This is a genomic window from Acetobacter sp. (genome assembly GCF_047723915.1).
In the GTDB taxonomy this organism is placed as follows: domain Bacteria; phylum Pseudomonadota; class Alphaproteobacteria; order Acetobacterales; family Acetobacteraceae; genus Acetobacter.
This window is the reverse complement of record NZ_JBDOBQ010000011.1, coordinates 25,691-40,546: the sequence shown is the minus strand read 5'-3', so window position 1 is coordinate 40,546 and position 14,856 is coordinate 25,691. Positions and strand designations below refer to the sequence as shown.

Genomic DNA, 14,856 nt, shown 5'->3' with positions numbered 1-14,856 from the left:
ACTGGTGGAATGGACAAATTTGCGCCCGGTCGCATGCCCGCTTGTATGCTGCGTCGGGTGCCCGGGGGCGTGTCCTGTCGCATGATGTGGGCTAGGCGCTGAACTGTTCGGAAGCAATACGTTCGGACAGTGTCTGTCCGGGGTCGAACAGGAGTGTGACACTCATGCTGCGGTCCTCGCGCACCTGGACCGAAATGACATTGCGAATCTCTATCGAATCGGCCACCGCCGCCACGGGGCGTTTGTCGTGTTCTAGCACGTTGAACGTCACATGCGCCGACGATGGCAGCAGTGCGCCCCGCCAGCGGCGCGGCCTGAACGCGCAGATGGGGGTCAGCGGCAGCAGGTTGCCCGAGAGCGGAACAATGGGCCCATGGGCCGACAGATTATAGGCGGTCGAGCCAGCCGGAGTGGCCAGCAGCGCGCCATCGCAGATCAGTTCGGGCAGGCGCACGCATCCGTCCACATCGATCCGCAGCTTGGCGGCCTGCCGGGTCTGGCGGAACAGATACACGTCGTTCAGGGCCAGCGCTTCGAAAACCTCGCCATGGGCAGTGGTGGCGGTCATGCGCAGGGGGTGCAGGGTCGCGGCCTGAACGTGGCTGAGGCGTTCGGGCAGGGTTTCCTCGTCGGTGGGGTTCATCAGGAACCCGACCGAGCCGCAGTTCATGCCGTATACAGGGGTGGTGAACCCCGCCTCCAGCACCACGCGCAGTGTCTCGAGCATGAAACCGTCGCCCCCCAGGCACACGATTACCTCGGCCTCGCCGGGGTGGCAGTTGCCATACCGGGCCACCAGCCGGTCGAGTTCGGCGCGGGCGGTCTCAGTCGGCGCCGCCATGAAGGCAAGGCGCTGGACCGGGTGGTTGAACAGGGCAGGGGCGTTGGGGTTTGTTGTGTTATCCCGCAAGGTGATGGTCCTGGAAAAAAGGTGGTGCGGGCCGGGAGGCTGGCTGAGGGGCTGCCTGGAGGGCTGGTTGGGGGCCGGGCGTGTCGTCGGCAGGGTGGGCGGGCATGCTCCGCATGGGTTCCAGTCGGGCAAAGGCCGGAGCCAGCGCTGTATGCAGCACTTCGTCATAGACCGCCAGCGTGGCATGCTGCATGGCCTGCGTGGTGTAGCGCGCGAGCACCATCCGCCGGGCGGCGTGGCCCATGGCCTCAAGCCCGGCGGGGGGCATGCTCAGGACGGCCAGAATGGCGTCCGCCAGGGCGTGCGCGTCGTTGGGGGGTACACACAGGCCGGTCACGCCATGGTCCACCGTTTCGGTGGCGGCCCCATGGTGGGCGGCAATGACCGGGCAGCCCATGGCCTGGGCTTCCACCACCACGCGACCAAACGGTTCGGGCCGGAGCGAGGGCACGACCACCATGGCCGCCAGCGCCATGGCCGCTGGCATGTCGTCGCAATGTCCGCCAAAACGTATGATGTCCGTCAGCCCCGCCTGTGCCGCCTGTGCCGCCAGTTCCTGGGCATAGCGCGTGCCTGCGGGTTCGGAGCCTGCGAACACGCAGCACCATTTCAGCTCCGGTCGGGCGCGGGCCAGCAGGGTCAGGGCCTGGAGCAGCAGCCCCTGGCCTTTCCAGTGCGTCAGCCTGCCGGGCATGAGAATGACCGGCAGGTCGGGCGGTATGTCCCATTGTTCGGCCAGGTGGTGCTGGCGCTGCCCCGATACGGCGTCGGGGTCGAACTGCTGCACGTCCGCCCCGCGCGGAATGGTCCGCAGCCGGTCTGGCCCCACATGGTACTCCGCCGCCAGGCGCTGGGCGATATGCCTGCTGATGGCAATAACCCTGACACCACTTGCCAGAACGGCGTTGTACAGGCGTTTTCCCGGCCAGCCATGGGCGTGTACGCCATGCCATGTGGTGACAAGGGGTGTGCGCCCACCGCCCGCGCGGGGTTTGCGGCAGGCCAGTCGCGCCACCCATGCGGGCGCGCGTGACCGCGCATGCACCAGCGAAACGCGATGGTCGTTCATGATCCGGGCCAGTGCCCGGGCGTTGCGCAGCATGCGCAGCGGGTTGCGGCTGCCGCAATGGGGCAGGGCGATATGCAGCGCCCCCACCCGGCGCAGGTGGGGCTCCAGCCGTCCCCCCGCGCTGACAACCAGGGCCGTTGCACCCGCCCTGGTTATGGCGTCTGCCATTTCCAGCGTTCCGCGTTCCACACCGCCCTGGTCCAGAGCCGGAAGAATCTGCAAAATGACCGCCTGGTCAGATGAACTGCTCATGCGTGTCAGCCTATCACGCTTTGCCGATCCTGCGCCACCGGCGGGCGGGGCGCGCAGCGGGGGAGGGATGTCCCTGCTTGACCTGCATTGCCTGCTTTCTGCTATGGATACGGGTATGTGCCGCAGCCTTTTTCCCCGCCCGACGCTTTCGCTCTCATTGGCCATCCGGGGTATCATGGCCGGCACGGCGCTGCTGGCCCAGGCATCCGCCGCGGGGGCGGTTTCTCGCGGGCATGGCGGGGGGGCGGGCAAAAGCCGCATCTGGTCGACTGCCGCCTGCATGGCCATGGTGGGTGAAGACCCGTTTGGCGCGCGCGATTACGCACAGGACTGGCTGAGCGGTGGCGGCGGGCGCGACGCCCGGCACTGTCACGCCCTGGCCCTGCTGAACGTGGGGGAGGAAGACACCGCCGCCCAGGAACTGGATGACCTGGCCCATGCCCCGGCCGACAGCCATGCGGAGCTGGCAACTCCCGCCCTGCGCGGCATGCTGGCGGGGGAGGCCGCGCAGGCGTGGCTTTCCGCCGGGCAGGCGGGACGCGGACTGGCCAGTGCAGAATACGGCCTGTCCCTGACCCCGCATGACCCGACGCTGCTGATAAGCCGCGCCCGCAGTCTGCTGGCGCAAAACCGGGCCGACAGGGCGGTGGCCGATCTTTCGGCCCTTGTTGCGCAGTCTCCCGGTGTCGATCCGTCGGCTTACGTGCTGCTGGCGTCCGCCCAGCGCCAGCTTGGGCAACTGGATGCCGCCTTGCAGTCCGTCAGCCACGCGCTGGAGAAAGAGCCCAATAATCCGGCAGCGCTGCTTGAGCGCGGCATTATCCGCGAACGCAAGGCCGACCCGGCGGGCGCGCGCAAAGACTGGCAGCAGGTGCTGGATCTGGCCCCCGACAGCCATGAGGGCGATCTGGCCCGCCAGGATCTGGCGGTCATGGCCGCAGACCCGGATTCGCCATGAGCGCATCCTGGCCGGTGGCCGAAGGGCAGGGCGCCCCCCCGCCCGTGCGGCGCGTGCTTGTCATCCGGCTGGGGGCGCTGGGGGATTTTGTTCATAGCTTCGGGCCGTTCCAGGCTATCCGGCAGGCTTATCCGCACGCGCATATCACCTTGCTGACAACCCGCCCTTTCATGGAGCTGGGGCGCTTGTCGCCCTGGTTCGACACGGTGGAGGAAGATACGCGGCCAAGCTGGCTGGACTGGCGGGGCCTGCTGGCCCTGCGGCACAGGCTGCGGGGTTATGACCGTGTTTTCGACCTTCAGACATCGGGACGGACCGCGCGGTATTTCCGGCTGGCGGGGCGACCGGCCGGGTGGTCCGGGCATAAAGCCGGCTCCCCCCTCAGCCACGCCAATCCCTGGCGTAACGACATGCACACCCATGCCCGCCAGCGCGACCAGCTTCGCATGGCCGGACTCGATACTGTTCCACGGCCGGACATAAGCTGGCTGCTGGCCTGTGGCACCATGACTCTGCCCCGGCCCTATGCGTTGCTGATCCCCGGGGCTTCCCCGCAATGGCCGCTCAAACGCTGGCCCGCGGGTTCATACGGGGAACTGGCCCGGATTTTGCACGCGCGGGGTGTTCGTCCCGTTATTGTGGGTACGGAGGCCGAAAAACCGCTGGCGGCGGAAATCCGGGCCATATGCCCCGACGCGCTGGACCTGACAGGACAGACAACCCTGCCCGACCTGGCGGGGCTTGCGGCGCAGGCCTGGGGAGCGGTCGGCAACGATACGGGGCCTCTGCACCTGGCCGCCATGACGGGGTGCCGGTGCCTTGCGCTGTTTTCGCGGCTGGGTAACCCCTCTCTCGCGGCCCCCATGGGCGACATGCCGGAGCAGGTCAGGGTGCTGTGGGTGCGCGATTTGGCGCTCCTGCCCGTACAGAGGGTTGCAGCCGCGCTCTGGTAGCGCCATTAAGCAGGTTCGTTTTTCTTTTCTCCTCTTAATTTTCTCGGAGCCAGATCTTATGCCCGCTATCACCTTACCTGACGGTTCTGTTCGCAGTTTTGACGGACCGGTGACAGGTACGACGGTGGCGGAAGCGATCGGCCCCGGTCTTGCCAAGGCGGCCCTTGCCATGGAGGTGGATGGCAGGCTGTGCGATATCCGCCAGTCCATCGGGCAGGACGCGGCCCTGCGGTTCATTACCCGCAAGGACCCCGAGGCCCTGGAACTGATCCGCCATGACGCGGCCCATGTGCTGGCTGAAGCGGTGCAGGATCTTTTTCCCGGCACGCAGGTTACCATTGGCCCATCCATCGAGAACGGTTTCTACTACGATTTTTACAGAGCCGAGCCTTTCACCCCCGAGGATTTCGCGGCCATCGAGGCGAAAATGCGCGAAATCGTCGCCCGTGCCGAACCGTTCGAGCGCGAAGTTTGGCCCCGTGCCGAGGCCATCCGCTTTTTCGAGGAGCGGGGGGAAGCCTTCAAGGCCGAACTGATCCGTGACCTGCCCGAGAGCGAGGATATCTCGATCTACCGGCAGGGCCGCTGGCTCGACCTGTGCCGGGGGCCACACCTGCGCACCACAAAGGACGTGGGCACGGCTTTCAAGCTGATGAAGGTGGCCGGTGCCTACTGGCGCGGCGACCACCGCAACCCCATGCTGACCCGCGTATACGGCACCGCCTGGCGCGACCAGAAGGAACTGGACGCCCACCTGCACCAGCTTGAGGAAGCAGAAAAGCGCGACCATCGGCGGATCGGGCGTGAAATGGGCCTGTTCCATTTCCAGGAGGAAGCGGTGGGCCAGGTGTTCTGGCACCACAAGGGCTGGCGCATCTACACCGTGTTGCAGGACTATATGCGCCGCATGCAGACCCGCCACGGCTACCAGGAAGTGCGTACCCCCCAACTGGTCGATCGCGGGCTGTGGGAAGCGTCGGGCCACTGGGACAAGTATCGTCACCATATGTTCATCGCCACGGTGGAGGATGAGGACAAGACCCTTGCCCTCAAGCCCATGAACTGTCCGTGCCACGTGCAGATTTTCCGCCACGGGCTGCGGTCCTACCGCGAACTGCCCCTGCGTATGGCCGAATTCGGGGCCTGCCATCGCTACGAACCGTCGGGCGCGCTGCACGGGCTCATGCGCGTGCGTGGCTTTACGCAGGATGACGCGCATATTTTCTGCACCGAAAACCAGATCGCGGATGAAACCGTCCGCTTCGTGCAGATGCTGCATGAGGTCTACCGGGATCTGGGCTTCGAGCATGTGCGGGTAAAGTTTGCCGACCGGCCGGAACAGCGTGCCGGCAGCGAGGAGGTCTGGGACAAGGCCGAAGCCGCCCTGAAGGAAGCCTGCGCCGTAGCTGGCGTGGAATACGAACACAACCCGGGCGAAGGGGCGTTCTATGGCCCCAAGCTGGAGTTCGTGCTGCGTGACGCCATTGGCCGCGACTGGCAGTGCGGCACCCTGCAGGTCGACCTGGTCCTGCCCGACCGGCTGGATGCAAGCTACGTGGCCGAGGATTCGGCCAAGCACAGGCCGGTCATGCTGCACCGGGCCATTCTGGGCTCTTTCGAGCGCTTTATGGGAATCCTGATCGAACAGCATGCCGGGCGGTTCCCGCTTTGGCTGGCGCCCGTTCAGGTCGTTGTGGCGTCCATCGTCAGCGACGCCGCCCCCTACGCGCAGGAAGTGGCTGAAACCCTGCGCGCGCAGGCGCTGGTGGCCGAGGCGGATGTGCGTAACGACAAGATCAATGCCAAGGTGCGCGAACATTCCCTGGCCCGTGTGCCGGTCATTCTGGTTGTCGGCCGCCGCGAGGCCGAGGAAAAAACAGTGGCCATGCGCAGGCTGGGCAGCCAGGACCAGACAAACCTGACCCTGGCCGAGGCCGCTACCCTGCTCGCGCTGGAAGCCACCCCGCCCGATCTGCGCGAACCCGCCCTGCGCGAAAACGTGTAGGGTCGTTGTCGCATTGCTGAACTGTGGCATTGCTGCAATGACCGGGTTTTTCTTTCACGCTGCTTGATAAACGGCGGAAAATTGCGCACATAATAGCGTTAAGCGGAAGCACCCTTTGGTGCTTCTGTTTGTTTTTGTAATCAGTCACAGGAGCTGACCATAGCCAGATCCCCGTTCCCCGCGCCGCCCAGCCGTGAAGGGCCGCGAGTCAATGAAGAAATTCGCGTGCCACAGGTCCGCCTGATCGACGAAACAGGTGAGATGGCGGGCGTCATGACCGTTCGCGACGCGTTGTTGCGTGCTTACAGTGTGGGCTTGGACCTGCTGGAAATCAGCCCCAATGCCGAACCGCCGGTCGTAAAAATTCTTGATTACGGCAAGTTCAAGTACGAGCAGCAGAAAAAGCGCAACGAAGCCAAGAAAAAGCAGAAGGTCATCGAGATCAAGGAAGTCAAGGTTCGTCCGAACATCGACGAAAATGACTACCAGGTCAAAATGCGTGCGGTCAAAAGCTTCATTGGCGATGGCGACAAGGTCAAGGTCACGCTGCGTTTCCGTGGGCGTGAAATGGCCCACCAGGAACTCGGGATCAAGGTTCTGGAACGGATTCGGACAGAAATGGACGAACTGGCCAAGGTCGAGCAGATGCCCCGGCTTGAAAACCGGCAGATGATCATGGTGCTCGCACCCCGCTGAGTGTGGGGCTGTCCGCGCTTATCCTGCCGGGGCTCTGGACCCGGCAGAGTAGCGCGGTGGCCTGATCAAGCGCCTGCCTGTCATGAAACCGCTTTTCGGCACCCTGCCGGAAAGCGGTTTTTTTTATAGTGCGTTTATAATGTGCCTCAGGGGGCCAGCAGCACCGTGGCGCTGGCGCTGGCCCGCACGGTCTGGGTTTCGGCCGTGCTGGACGGGGGAGCCGCTGCCCCGTCAGCGGAGCGTGCCGCCATCAGCATGACCGGCATCGGCCGGGGCGAATCCTCTTCCGATACGGTGACATGCTCGAACCTCAGAACATGCAGGCCCAGAGCCGCTGCCAGGGTTTCTGCCTGTTTTTTCAGATCCGCTATGGCGTTCTTTTCGGCCTGCAGGAACAGCGTCTGGCGCTGGGGCCGTGACAGGGACCATTCAAGCTGTTCGAGGATAAGCCCGTTCCCCTGAAGCTGGCCTGCAAGGGGCAGCAACGCCTTGCCGTCCGCTGCGGCCAGCGTCAATGTCTGGCGCGCGGTCCAGAGTGTCGTGTTCTTGTCGGGGCGGCTTTCTGACACGCCGTAAACCAGCACGGCGCTTGTAACGCCATTGACCTTGGCGGCCTGTTCTGTCGCCTGATGGATTTGTGCGTTCACGGCCTGCTGTGCGGTGGCCACGTTCTTGTCCTGCGCCTGGGCACGGAATGTCGCGGTCAGACGGTCTGGCGGCGCTTCCACCTGACCTTCGGCGTTGATATCGAGTTTGGTGACATCCGTGGGGGTCTGTGCATGTGCGGCTTTTACGGGCAGTCCAGCCAGAACCGACGCCATAAAGGGTGCCAGCAGGCTAAAGCCCAAAAAGGTTTTGGAAAAACGGCGGGTTTGAAACATCGGTATCATTCATCCCTGGTTACGGATATCGGGCATAATCCACACATCCGGCCCGTCTGCCTTCGAACTGCCTGTACTGGCCGTCAGTTATCTCCGGTATGACTGCCGGGGCGTGACTGAACCGGGTCGTCGGGCTAGGTGGCCGGGGTGTCGTGCTGTAGATGTGAATACGGATATGCCCTGCCCGCGTGGGTAGACAGGTATTCTTTTTTGCAAAACACGATCCATACAGTCTTAACGTGCTGCAAAGATCATCGTCGCATGGTCCTGATAATACAGGCGAATTTTGACGCTTTTTTGACGCGTCGGCTTTCATCCGGCGCAAGGTCCTGTCTGGCAGCCTGACCCGGAAGGCCGCGCTCATCGAGCGATGAGATATTCTACAAATCTCTGGAAGTTTTTGGCGCAGCTTTTTTCAAAAAGCTTCGGGGACGGCCAGTGTTTAAACCAGTGTTTAAAAAAGGCGCCACCTAAAATTTCTATTCTTTTTTATCGCTGTTTTATTTTCAGCCCGGTCCGGGGCTGAAAGAGGCACCGCCCCCATGTTCGTGCTGAAAAATGCGGTGCCGCAGCAGGGCTGACAGGCAGGTCGCGCAAACAGGGGCGGGATAGTTCTGCGTCATTCCTGCAGAATATACCCCGCGTTGCGCACCGTATGGACCAGAGGCCGGTCGAAGGACTTGTCGATCTTCTGGCGCAGGCGAGAAATATGTACGTCGATCACATTGGTCTGGGGGTCGAAGTGGTAGTCCCAGACCCCTTCAAGCAGCATGGCGCGCGTTACGACCTGCCCGGTGTGCCGCATCAGAAATTCCAGCAGCCGGAACTCGCGCGGTTGCAGGTCGATCTTGCGGCCCGCGCGCAATACACTGCGCGACAGCAGGTCTATTTCCAGATCGCTGACGGCAAGGCGGGTCTGGGGCTGGGCTTCGTTCCGGTTGCGGCGGACCAGCGCTTCCAGTCGGGCCTGCAGTTCCACGAATGAAAACGGTTTGGTGACGTAATCATCAGCACCGGCTTTAAGCCCGGCCACCTTGTCTTCAACATCCGTAAGGGCGGACAGCAGCAGGATCGGGGTAATATGGCCGGTTTTGCGCAGGGTTTCCAGAACATGCAGTCCGTCCACCCCGCCGGGCAGCAGGCGGTCCAGAATGATGACATCGAATTTTTCGGCGTTGGCCAGGGCCAGACCCTGTTTGCCATCCGATGCCTGTTCGACTAGATGGCCGGCCTCTGCCAGACCGTTTGCTATGAAGCTCCGAATGGTTTGGTCATCTTCAACCAGAAGAACACGCATACATCGTCCTCTAGAGCCCCCCAAGTGTTACGAAAACCTTACGATATCCATACTTTCTTGTCACGATCTGTATATCGCGCGGATTATAGCCGGTCTTTTTTGGACAGGGGCTGGGTCAACCCGTCCAGAATGGCCAGCAGTACGGCAGTCAGCGGAGAGGCAAGGATAAGCCCCGGAAAACCAAGAATGGCGCCGAACAAGGTCTGGGACAGCACGGTCAGGGCAGGGGGCATCTGCACCGCGTGGCGCTGAATGAACGGGGCCAGAACGTTACCTTCGAGAAACTGGATCACACCATAAAGGGCCGCCACCATAATGGTTTCACGCGTGCCCAGCGACAGGGCCAGCAGCAGGGCGGGTACAGCGCCCATGATTGCGCCGATATAGGGCACGAAGTTGCACAGCCCCGCCAGAACACCCAGTGCCAGGGCGAGCGGTACGCCAATGAACCACAGCCCGATCCCCGAGAGCGTGCCCACCACCAGCATGTCCAGCGCCTGCCCGGCAACCCAGGCCCATAACGTTCTGCCAGCCCGCAGCAGCAGACTGCGTACCTTGGGGCGACTGTCCTGCGGAACAAGGCGCAGCAGCCCGTTCGCATAACTGGCGGGGTCCATGGCGAAATACAGCCCCGCGATCAGAACCACCACAATCGTGCCGATCGCCCCGAAGGCCGAGCCCAGGATACCGGTCATGGAGCCCGCAATGCGCGACCCGAGCGAGGCCAGGCTGTTATCGCCGCCGGTCTGCTGGCCCCCCAGCGATGCCGGCAGGTATTTCAGGATAACCTGACCCATGGCTGAATTCTGCAGGTTGCCGCGCAGGGCGGTTTCCTGCTGGCGCAGGGCTTCCTGCAGGCGCACGGCTTCGTTGGCGATGGCGGGGCCGCTGTTCCAGACCAGCAGAGCCGCCATGCTGATAAGGGTCAGCACCACAATGGACAGCGCCCAGCCATGGGACAGGCGCAGGTGGCGCACCAGAATGCGCGCAAGGCCATAGAGCACGACGGCACACAGCACCGAGGCGAAAATCACCATCAGTACGTCGCCCATCAGCCAGATGAGCATGCCAATTGCCAGGGCACCCAGAGTCAGGCGGGCAATGCGCAGAAAATGGGCCTGTGTTGTGGTTCCACCGTCTGGGCTGGTGGGGGACGCTGCACGATTGTCAGAAGCCATGCGGGAGAAGTCTTTCACGAAGCAGACACGTCGTATAACGGCTGCATGCCGTTCCCGGTAGCGGGCAGGACATGGAATGTTTGTATCAGGATAATCTTTTACATTGTCTTATGCCCTGCCCCGGTCGTCTGAGAAGAGAATTTTCGAAAGCCGGGGCAGGGTGGTGGCCATGTAAGCCGGGGCAGGGCAGCAGGCAGGCCAGCGGGCTGGTTGGCAGGCTGGTTGGCAAGATGGGGGCAGGGGTCATGCGCTCCCATGTCCGTGCTCCATCCACGCTCGATGCGGCGGGGCCGGGACCTGCCATGCGGCATGGATCTCGCAGGTGCGAACGGGGCCGTAATACCCGTCAGCCCTCGCTGTCCTGTGCGTCCTCCATTTCCGTTTCGGCGGCGAGCCAGCGTTCCTCGGCTTCCGCCTGTTCGCGGCCGATTGCGGCCAGGCGCGTGTTCAGGCGTGTCACCTCGGCGGTCTTGCCCTGTTCATACAGCTTGGGGTCGGCAAGGCTTGCCTCCAGTTTCTGGCGTTCTTCGGCCAGTTTTGCCAGGCGTGCTTCGGCGTCCTTTATGATCTTGCGCAGCGGGGCCAGCGCCTTGCGGGCCTCGGCCCGTTCACGCCGGTCATCCTTGCGGCTGAGCGCAGCCGCCGTGTCGGTTTTCGGGCGGCTGGCGGCACGGTTGTGTTCGATCAGCCAGCTTTTGTAGTCCGCGATGTCGCCCTCGAAGGGTGTAACCTTTCCGTCCCCCACCAGCCACAGTCTGTCCGCCACCAGTTCCACCAGATGCGGGTCGTGGCTGATCAGCACGACAGCGCCCTCGAATTCCGCCAGAGCGCGAATAAGCGCGTCACGCGCGTCGAGGTCGAGATGGTTGGTCGGTTCGTCAAGCAGCAGCAGTTGCGGGGCGTCCCGCGTGGCCAGGGCCAGCAGCAGGCGGGCCTTTTCCCCGCCCGACAGGTCGCCCACCGGGGTTTCCGCCCGGTCGGCATCCAGCCCGAAGCGGGCAAGCTGCGCGCGCACCACAGGGGGCGTGGCACGCGGCAGGGCATGGGCCATATGATCGATCGGGGTTTCGCCCAGGCGCAGTTCCTCGGTCTGGTGCTGGGCGAAATAGCCGACCTTCAGCCTGGGGTTATGCTCCACCGTGCCGCTCAGGGGGGCCAGTCGCCCGGCCAGCAGCTTGACCAGGGTGGATTTGCCGCGCCCGTTGGCCCCCAGCAGGGCAATGCGGTCTTCCATGTCCAGCCGCAGGGACAGGTTGGACAGCACGGCACGGCCATCATACCCCACGCTGGCCTGGTTCATGCTCAGAATGGGCGGGGGCAGCGGGGCAGGCTGGGGAAAGGCGAACTGTGTCGCCGCGTCTTCCACCACGGCTTCGATCACGGGCAGTTTTTCAAGCGCCTTGATCCGGGCCTGTGCCTGGCGGGCCTTGGTGGCCTTGGCCCGGAACCGGTCCACGAAGGATTGCATATGCGCGCGCCGGGCCGCGATTTTTTCGGCATGCCGGGCCTGCTGGAGTGCCTGCTCCGTGCGGATACGAACAAAATTCTCGTAGCCGCCGGGGGTCAGGCTCAGCTTGCCGCGATCCAGATGGGCGATGGCGTCCACGCACGAGTCCAGCAGCCCGCGATCATGGCTGACGATCAGCGCGGCCCCCGCGAATCGGCGCAGCCAGTCCTCCAGCCACAGCGTGGCTTCAAGGTCGAGGTGGTTCGTCGGTTCGTCCAGCAGCAGCAGGTCGGGTTCGAGGAACAGGGCCGTGGCAAGCGAGACACGCATGCGCCACCCGCCCGAAAAGTCGGAGACCGGGCGGGCCTGCGCCTCGGCGCTGAAGCCCAGCCCAGCCAGCACGGCCCCTGCGCGGGCGGGGGCGCTGTCGGCCTGGATGGCGCGCAGGCGTTCATGAATTTCGCCAATACGCTGCGGGTCTGTCGCGTGTTCGGCCTCGTCCAGCAGGGTGGTGCGTTCCGTATCACCCGCCAGTACGGTTTGCAGGAGGGACGCGCCATCGGCCGGGGCTTCCTGCTTGACGCGGGCCATGCGCGCGCGTGACGAAAGCCGGATTTCGCCCCCGTCCGGGGCAATGTCGCCCGCTATGGCGGCCAGCAGTGTGGATTTGCCGGCCCCGTTGCGGCCCACAAGCCCGATCTTGCGACCGGGCTCCACCGACAGGCTGGCGTGGTCGAGTAAAAGGCGGCCTGCCATGCGCAGGGTCAGGTCTGAGATGACAAGTAGGCTCAATGCAACTCTCGTTTCTGCTGGAATCGTGCATTACATGCGGCCAGGTACCTACCAGCCCGCGCCGATATGCTCTAGATGGGGCGTGATCATCCGCCGTTCCAAGGCGGGCAGACCAGTTCATGAAGGAGCCTAACGTGGCAAAAGAACGTACACTGTCCATTATCAAGCCCGACGCGACCCGCCGCAACCTGACCGGCAAGATCAATGCCGTGTTCGAAGGCGCTGGCCTGAGCATTGTCGCCCAGAAGCGCGTGCAGCTGACCCCCGCACAGGCCGGTGCGTTCTATGCCGTTCACAAGGAACGCCCGTTCTACAACGACCTGGTGTCCTTCATGGTCTCCGGCCCGGTTGTGCTGCAGGTTCTCGAAGGCGAGAACGCGGTTGCCAAGAACCGCGACGTCATGGGTGCGACCGACCCCAAGAAGGCCGAAGCCCACACCATTCGCGCGCAGTTCGCTGAAAGCATCGAAGCCAATTCCGTTCACGGCTCCGACAGCGCTGAAAACGCCGCCAACGAAATCAGCTTCTTTTTCGCCGAAACCGAAATTCTGCCGTAAGTCCTGCCGACGGCTCAAGATACGGTTCGGGCGTCCCTGCCATGCAGGTGACGCCCTTTTTTTGTCCGCGACAGGATTTGTCGCTGTTTTTCCCCGCTGCCCGCGCGGGACGGGTTGCCCGTGCATGGGTGGTGCAGCCTGACCGGGCGGGACATGACCTTCCGACTCTTTCTATGATTGCAGCACATCCAAGATCATAGTGCGCGCGGCATCCGACACGATCCTGAACCTGTCCGGCCCGTCTGCGCAGGTAGAAAGGCAATGTCATGAAAGTTCTGGCGGTTCATCCAAGTGCCCTGATGTACACCAAGGTGTTCCTGCGGCTGGAGCCCCTGGGCCTGGAACTGGTGGCGGGGGCCGCCCGCCAGGCCGGGCACGATGTGCGCATGATCGACCTCCAGGTTGAAACGCATGACGACTACTGGGCCATGCTGGAGGATTTTCAGCCCGATGTGGTCTGCTATGGCGGCAACTACCTGGCCAATGTGCCCGAAATTCTCGACCTGTGTCAGGCCACGCATTACCGCATACCGACGGTGCGCCAGGTCATAGGCGGGCATTCCGTCTCGTTTATCGCCCGGGATGTGCTGGAGCTGGCCGAAGGCACGGTGACCTGCATTCTCAAGGGGGAAGGGGATGCGACAATCGGCCTGCTGCTGGATACCATGCAGGCGGGGGGCGATATTCTGGAGGTGCCGGGTGTGGTGACATTGGAGGGGGAAGGCCCATCCCCCATTTTTGTAGAGTCGCTCGACGGCGTGCGCCCGGCCCGCGACCTGCTGCGCCACCGCAACAAATATTTCATCGGCACGCTCGATCCGGCGGCGTCCATCGAGTTCGCGCGCGGTTGCCCGTGGGACTGCACCTTCTGTTCAGCCTGGACGTTCTATGGCCGGTCCTACCGCACAGCCAGCCCGCAGGTGATCGCGGACGAACTGGAAAAAATCACCGAACCGGGGATCTTCATCGTCGATGACGTGGCTTTCGTGCATGAAGAACACGGCATGGCCATTGCCAACGAAATCAGGAAACGCGGGATCAGGAAGGAATATTACCTCGAAACCCGGGCCGATGTGCTTTTGCGCAACAAGGAGGTGTTCAAGGTCTGGAGCGAAATCGGGCTGTCCTACATTTTTATCGGCATGGAAGCGGTGGATGAGGAAGGGCTCAGGCAGTTCCGCAAGCGTGTTTCGGCCGACAAGAATTTCGAAGCACTCGATTACGCGCGCTCACTCGGGCTGATCGTGGCCATCAATATTATTGCCGATCCATCCTGGGACCGTGAGCGGTTCGAGACCATACGCAAATGGTGTCTGGAAATTCCGGAAATCGTCAATCTGTCGGTCACAACCCCCTATCCCGGCACGGAAATCTGGCACAAGGAGGCTCGTCGCCTGACCACGCGCGACTACCGGCTGTTCGATATCCAGCATGCCGTGCTGCCCACAAAGCTGCCCCTGCCCGAATTTTACGAAGAACTGGTCAAAACCCAGCAGGTGCTCAACACCAAGCATATGGGCTGGCAGGCGCTCAGGGACACGGCGGGTATTGCCGCGCGCCTGCTGCGTAATGGCCAGACCAATTTCGTGAAAATGCTGTGGAAGTTCAATTCGGTGTTCAATCCCGACCTGCAACTGGCCGACCACCAGCGCCCCGCCCGCTACCTTATGCCCGTGCAGCCCGACGTTGTGGCCTCGATCGACCGCAAGGACCTGTATGTTCACGGCCCGGGCGGGCGGCGGTCCCGCGCGCTGGATGACGATACGGAACAGTTTGTCGATAAAACCCGCATGGGGGCGGAGGCCTGACCTCCTGCGGGGCTGCGCTGTGCAGGGCCGGTGGTGTTGACGGTGACGCGGGT

At 63.3% G+C, this 14,856-nt stretch carries 12 protein-coding genes; 6 read left to right on the top strand and 6 right to left on the bottom strand.

Going from position 1 to position 14,856, the window contains the following annotated elements; genetic code table 11:
• Positions 1 to 91: 91 nt before the first annotated feature.
• Together ABF990_RS07985 and ABF990_RS07980 are read right to left on the bottom strand one after the other, a co-directional pair.
• Complete coding sequence (locus ABF990_RS07985; protein WP_415490988.1) at positions 92 to 910, bottom strand: NAD kinase; 819 nt, start codon at positions 908 to 910, stop codon at positions 92 to 94.
• On the bottom strand, positions 900 to 2,231 hold the full coding sequence (locus ABF990_RS07980; protein WP_415506538.1) for a glycosyltransferase family 4 protein: 1,332 nt from the start codon (positions 2,229 to 2,231) through the stop codon (positions 900 to 902). The genes ABF990_RS07985 and ABF990_RS07980 overlap by 11 nt, the downstream gene beginning before the upstream one ends.
• Between ABF990_RS07980 and ABF990_RS07975 the strand changes: the two genes are divergently transcribed.
• From ABF990_RS07975 to infC, 4 genes are all read left to right on the top strand, one after another.
• Positions 2,203 to 3,189 (top strand): tetratricopeptide repeat protein, encoded by a 987-nt coding sequence (locus ABF990_RS07975; RefSeq protein ID WP_415500693.1) that lies wholly within the window; start codon positions 2,203 to 2,205, stop codon positions 3,187 to 3,189. The genes ABF990_RS07980 and ABF990_RS07975 overlap by 29 nt on opposite strands.
• The gene (locus ABF990_RS07970) at positions 3,186 to 4,142 is read left to right on the top strand and encodes a glycosyltransferase family 9 protein (RefSeq protein WP_415500694.1); all 957 of its coding nucleotides are present in this window, start codon (positions 3,186 to 3,188) and stop codon (positions 4,140 to 4,142) included. The genes ABF990_RS07975 and ABF990_RS07970 overlap by 4 nt, the downstream gene beginning before the upstream one ends.
• A 58-nt stretch (positions 4,143 to 4,200) precedes the next feature.
• On the top strand, positions 4,201 to 6,147 hold the full coding sequence (gene thrS / locus ABF990_RS07965) for a threonine--tRNA ligase (RefSeq protein WP_415500695.1): 1,947 nt from the start codon (positions 4,201 to 4,203) through the stop codon (positions 6,145 to 6,147).
• A 159-nt stretch (positions 6,148 to 6,306) separates the two neighbouring features.
• Positions 6,307 to 6,843 carry a translation initiation factor IF-3 gene (infC, locus tag ABF990_RS07960; RefSeq protein WP_415491024.1) on the top strand — a complete coding sequence of 179 codons (537 nt, stop codon included), beginning with the start codon at positions 6,307 to 6,309 and terminating at the stop codon, positions 6,841 to 6,843.
• Positions 6,844 to 6,989: 146 nt separating this feature from the next.
• Here the strand turns inward: infC and ABF990_RS07955 are convergent, their stop codons facing one another.
• The 4 genes from ABF990_RS07955 to ABF990_RS07940 all read right to left on the bottom strand — a co-directional run bounded on the left by ABF990_RS07955 (position 6,990) and on the right by ABF990_RS07940 (position 12,438).
• Positions 6,990 to 7,724, bottom strand: a complete 735-nt coding sequence (locus ABF990_RS07955) for an SIMPL domain-containing protein (protein WP_415500696.1) — start codon at positions 7,722 to 7,724, stop codon at positions 6,990 to 6,992.
• A 619-nt stretch (positions 7,725 to 8,343) separates the two neighbouring features.
• Positions 8,344 to 9,021, bottom strand: a complete 678-nt coding sequence (locus tag ABF990_RS07950) for a winged helix-turn-helix domain-containing protein (RefSeq protein WP_415490995.1) — start codon at positions 9,019 to 9,021, stop codon at positions 8,344 to 8,346.
• Positions 9,022 to 9,104: 83 nt separating this feature from the next.
• Positions 9,105 to 10,199, bottom strand: a complete 1,095-nt coding sequence (locus tag ABF990_RS07945; RefSeq protein ID WP_415490996.1) for an AI-2E family transporter — start codon at positions 10,197 to 10,199, stop codon at positions 9,105 to 9,107.
• Positions 10,200 to 10,545: 346 nt separating this feature from the next.
• Positions 10,546 to 12,438, bottom strand: coding sequence for an ABC-F family ATP-binding cassette domain-containing protein (locus ABF990_RS07940; protein ID WP_415500697.1), 1,893 nt, complete (start codon positions 12,436 to 12,438; stop codon positions 10,546 to 10,548).
• 134 nt (positions 12,439 to 12,572) lie between these two features.
• On the opposite strand from ABF990_RS07940, the gene ndk reads away from it, so the two are divergent.
• Entirely contained in the window at positions 12,573 to 12,995 is a 423-nt protein-coding gene (gene ndk, locus ABF990_RS07935; RefSeq protein WP_415490999.1) for a nucleoside-diphosphate kinase, read from the top strand.
• Positions 12,996 to 13,261: 266 nt separating this feature from the next.
• Positions 13,262 to 14,803 (top strand): hopanoid C-3 methylase HpnR, encoded by a 1,542-nt coding sequence (gene hpnR / locus ABF990_RS07930; protein ID WP_415500698.1) that lies wholly within the window; start codon positions 13,262 to 13,264, stop codon positions 14,801 to 14,803.
• Positions 14,804 to 14,856 lie beyond the last annotated feature (53 nt).

Coding starts and splice junctions, on each gene's coding strand:
- ABF990_RS07975 (WP_415500693.1), top strand. CDS start 2,203: ATGACCGCCTGGTCAGATGAACTGCTCATGCGTGTCAGCCTATCACGC.
- ABF990_RS07980 (WP_415506538.1), bottom strand. CDS start 2,231: ATGAGCAGTTCATCTGACCAGGCGGTCATTTTGCAGATTCTTCCGGCT.
- ABF990_RS07970 (WP_415500694.1), top strand. CDS start 3,186: ATGAGCGCATCCTGGCCGGTGGCCGAAGGGCAGGGCGCCCCCCCGCCC.
- thrS (WP_415500695.1), top strand. CDS start 4,201: ATGCCCGCTATCACCTTACCTGACGGTTCTGTTCGCAGTTTTGACGGA.
- ABF990_RS07955 (WP_415500696.1), bottom strand. CDS start 7,724: ATGTTTCAAACCCGCCGTTTTTCCAAAACCTTTTTGGGCTTTAGCCTG.
- ABF990_RS07950 (WP_415490995.1), bottom strand. CDS start 9,021: ATGCGTGTTCTTCTGGTTGAAGATGACCAAACCATTCGGAGCTTCATA.
- ABF990_RS07945 (WP_415490996.1), bottom strand. CDS start 10,199: ATGGCTTCTGACAATCGTGCAGCGTCCCCCACCAGCCCAGACGGTGGA.
- hpnR (WP_415500698.1), top strand. CDS start 13,262: ATGAAAGTTCTGGCGGTTCATCCAAGTGCCCTGATGTACACCAAGGTG.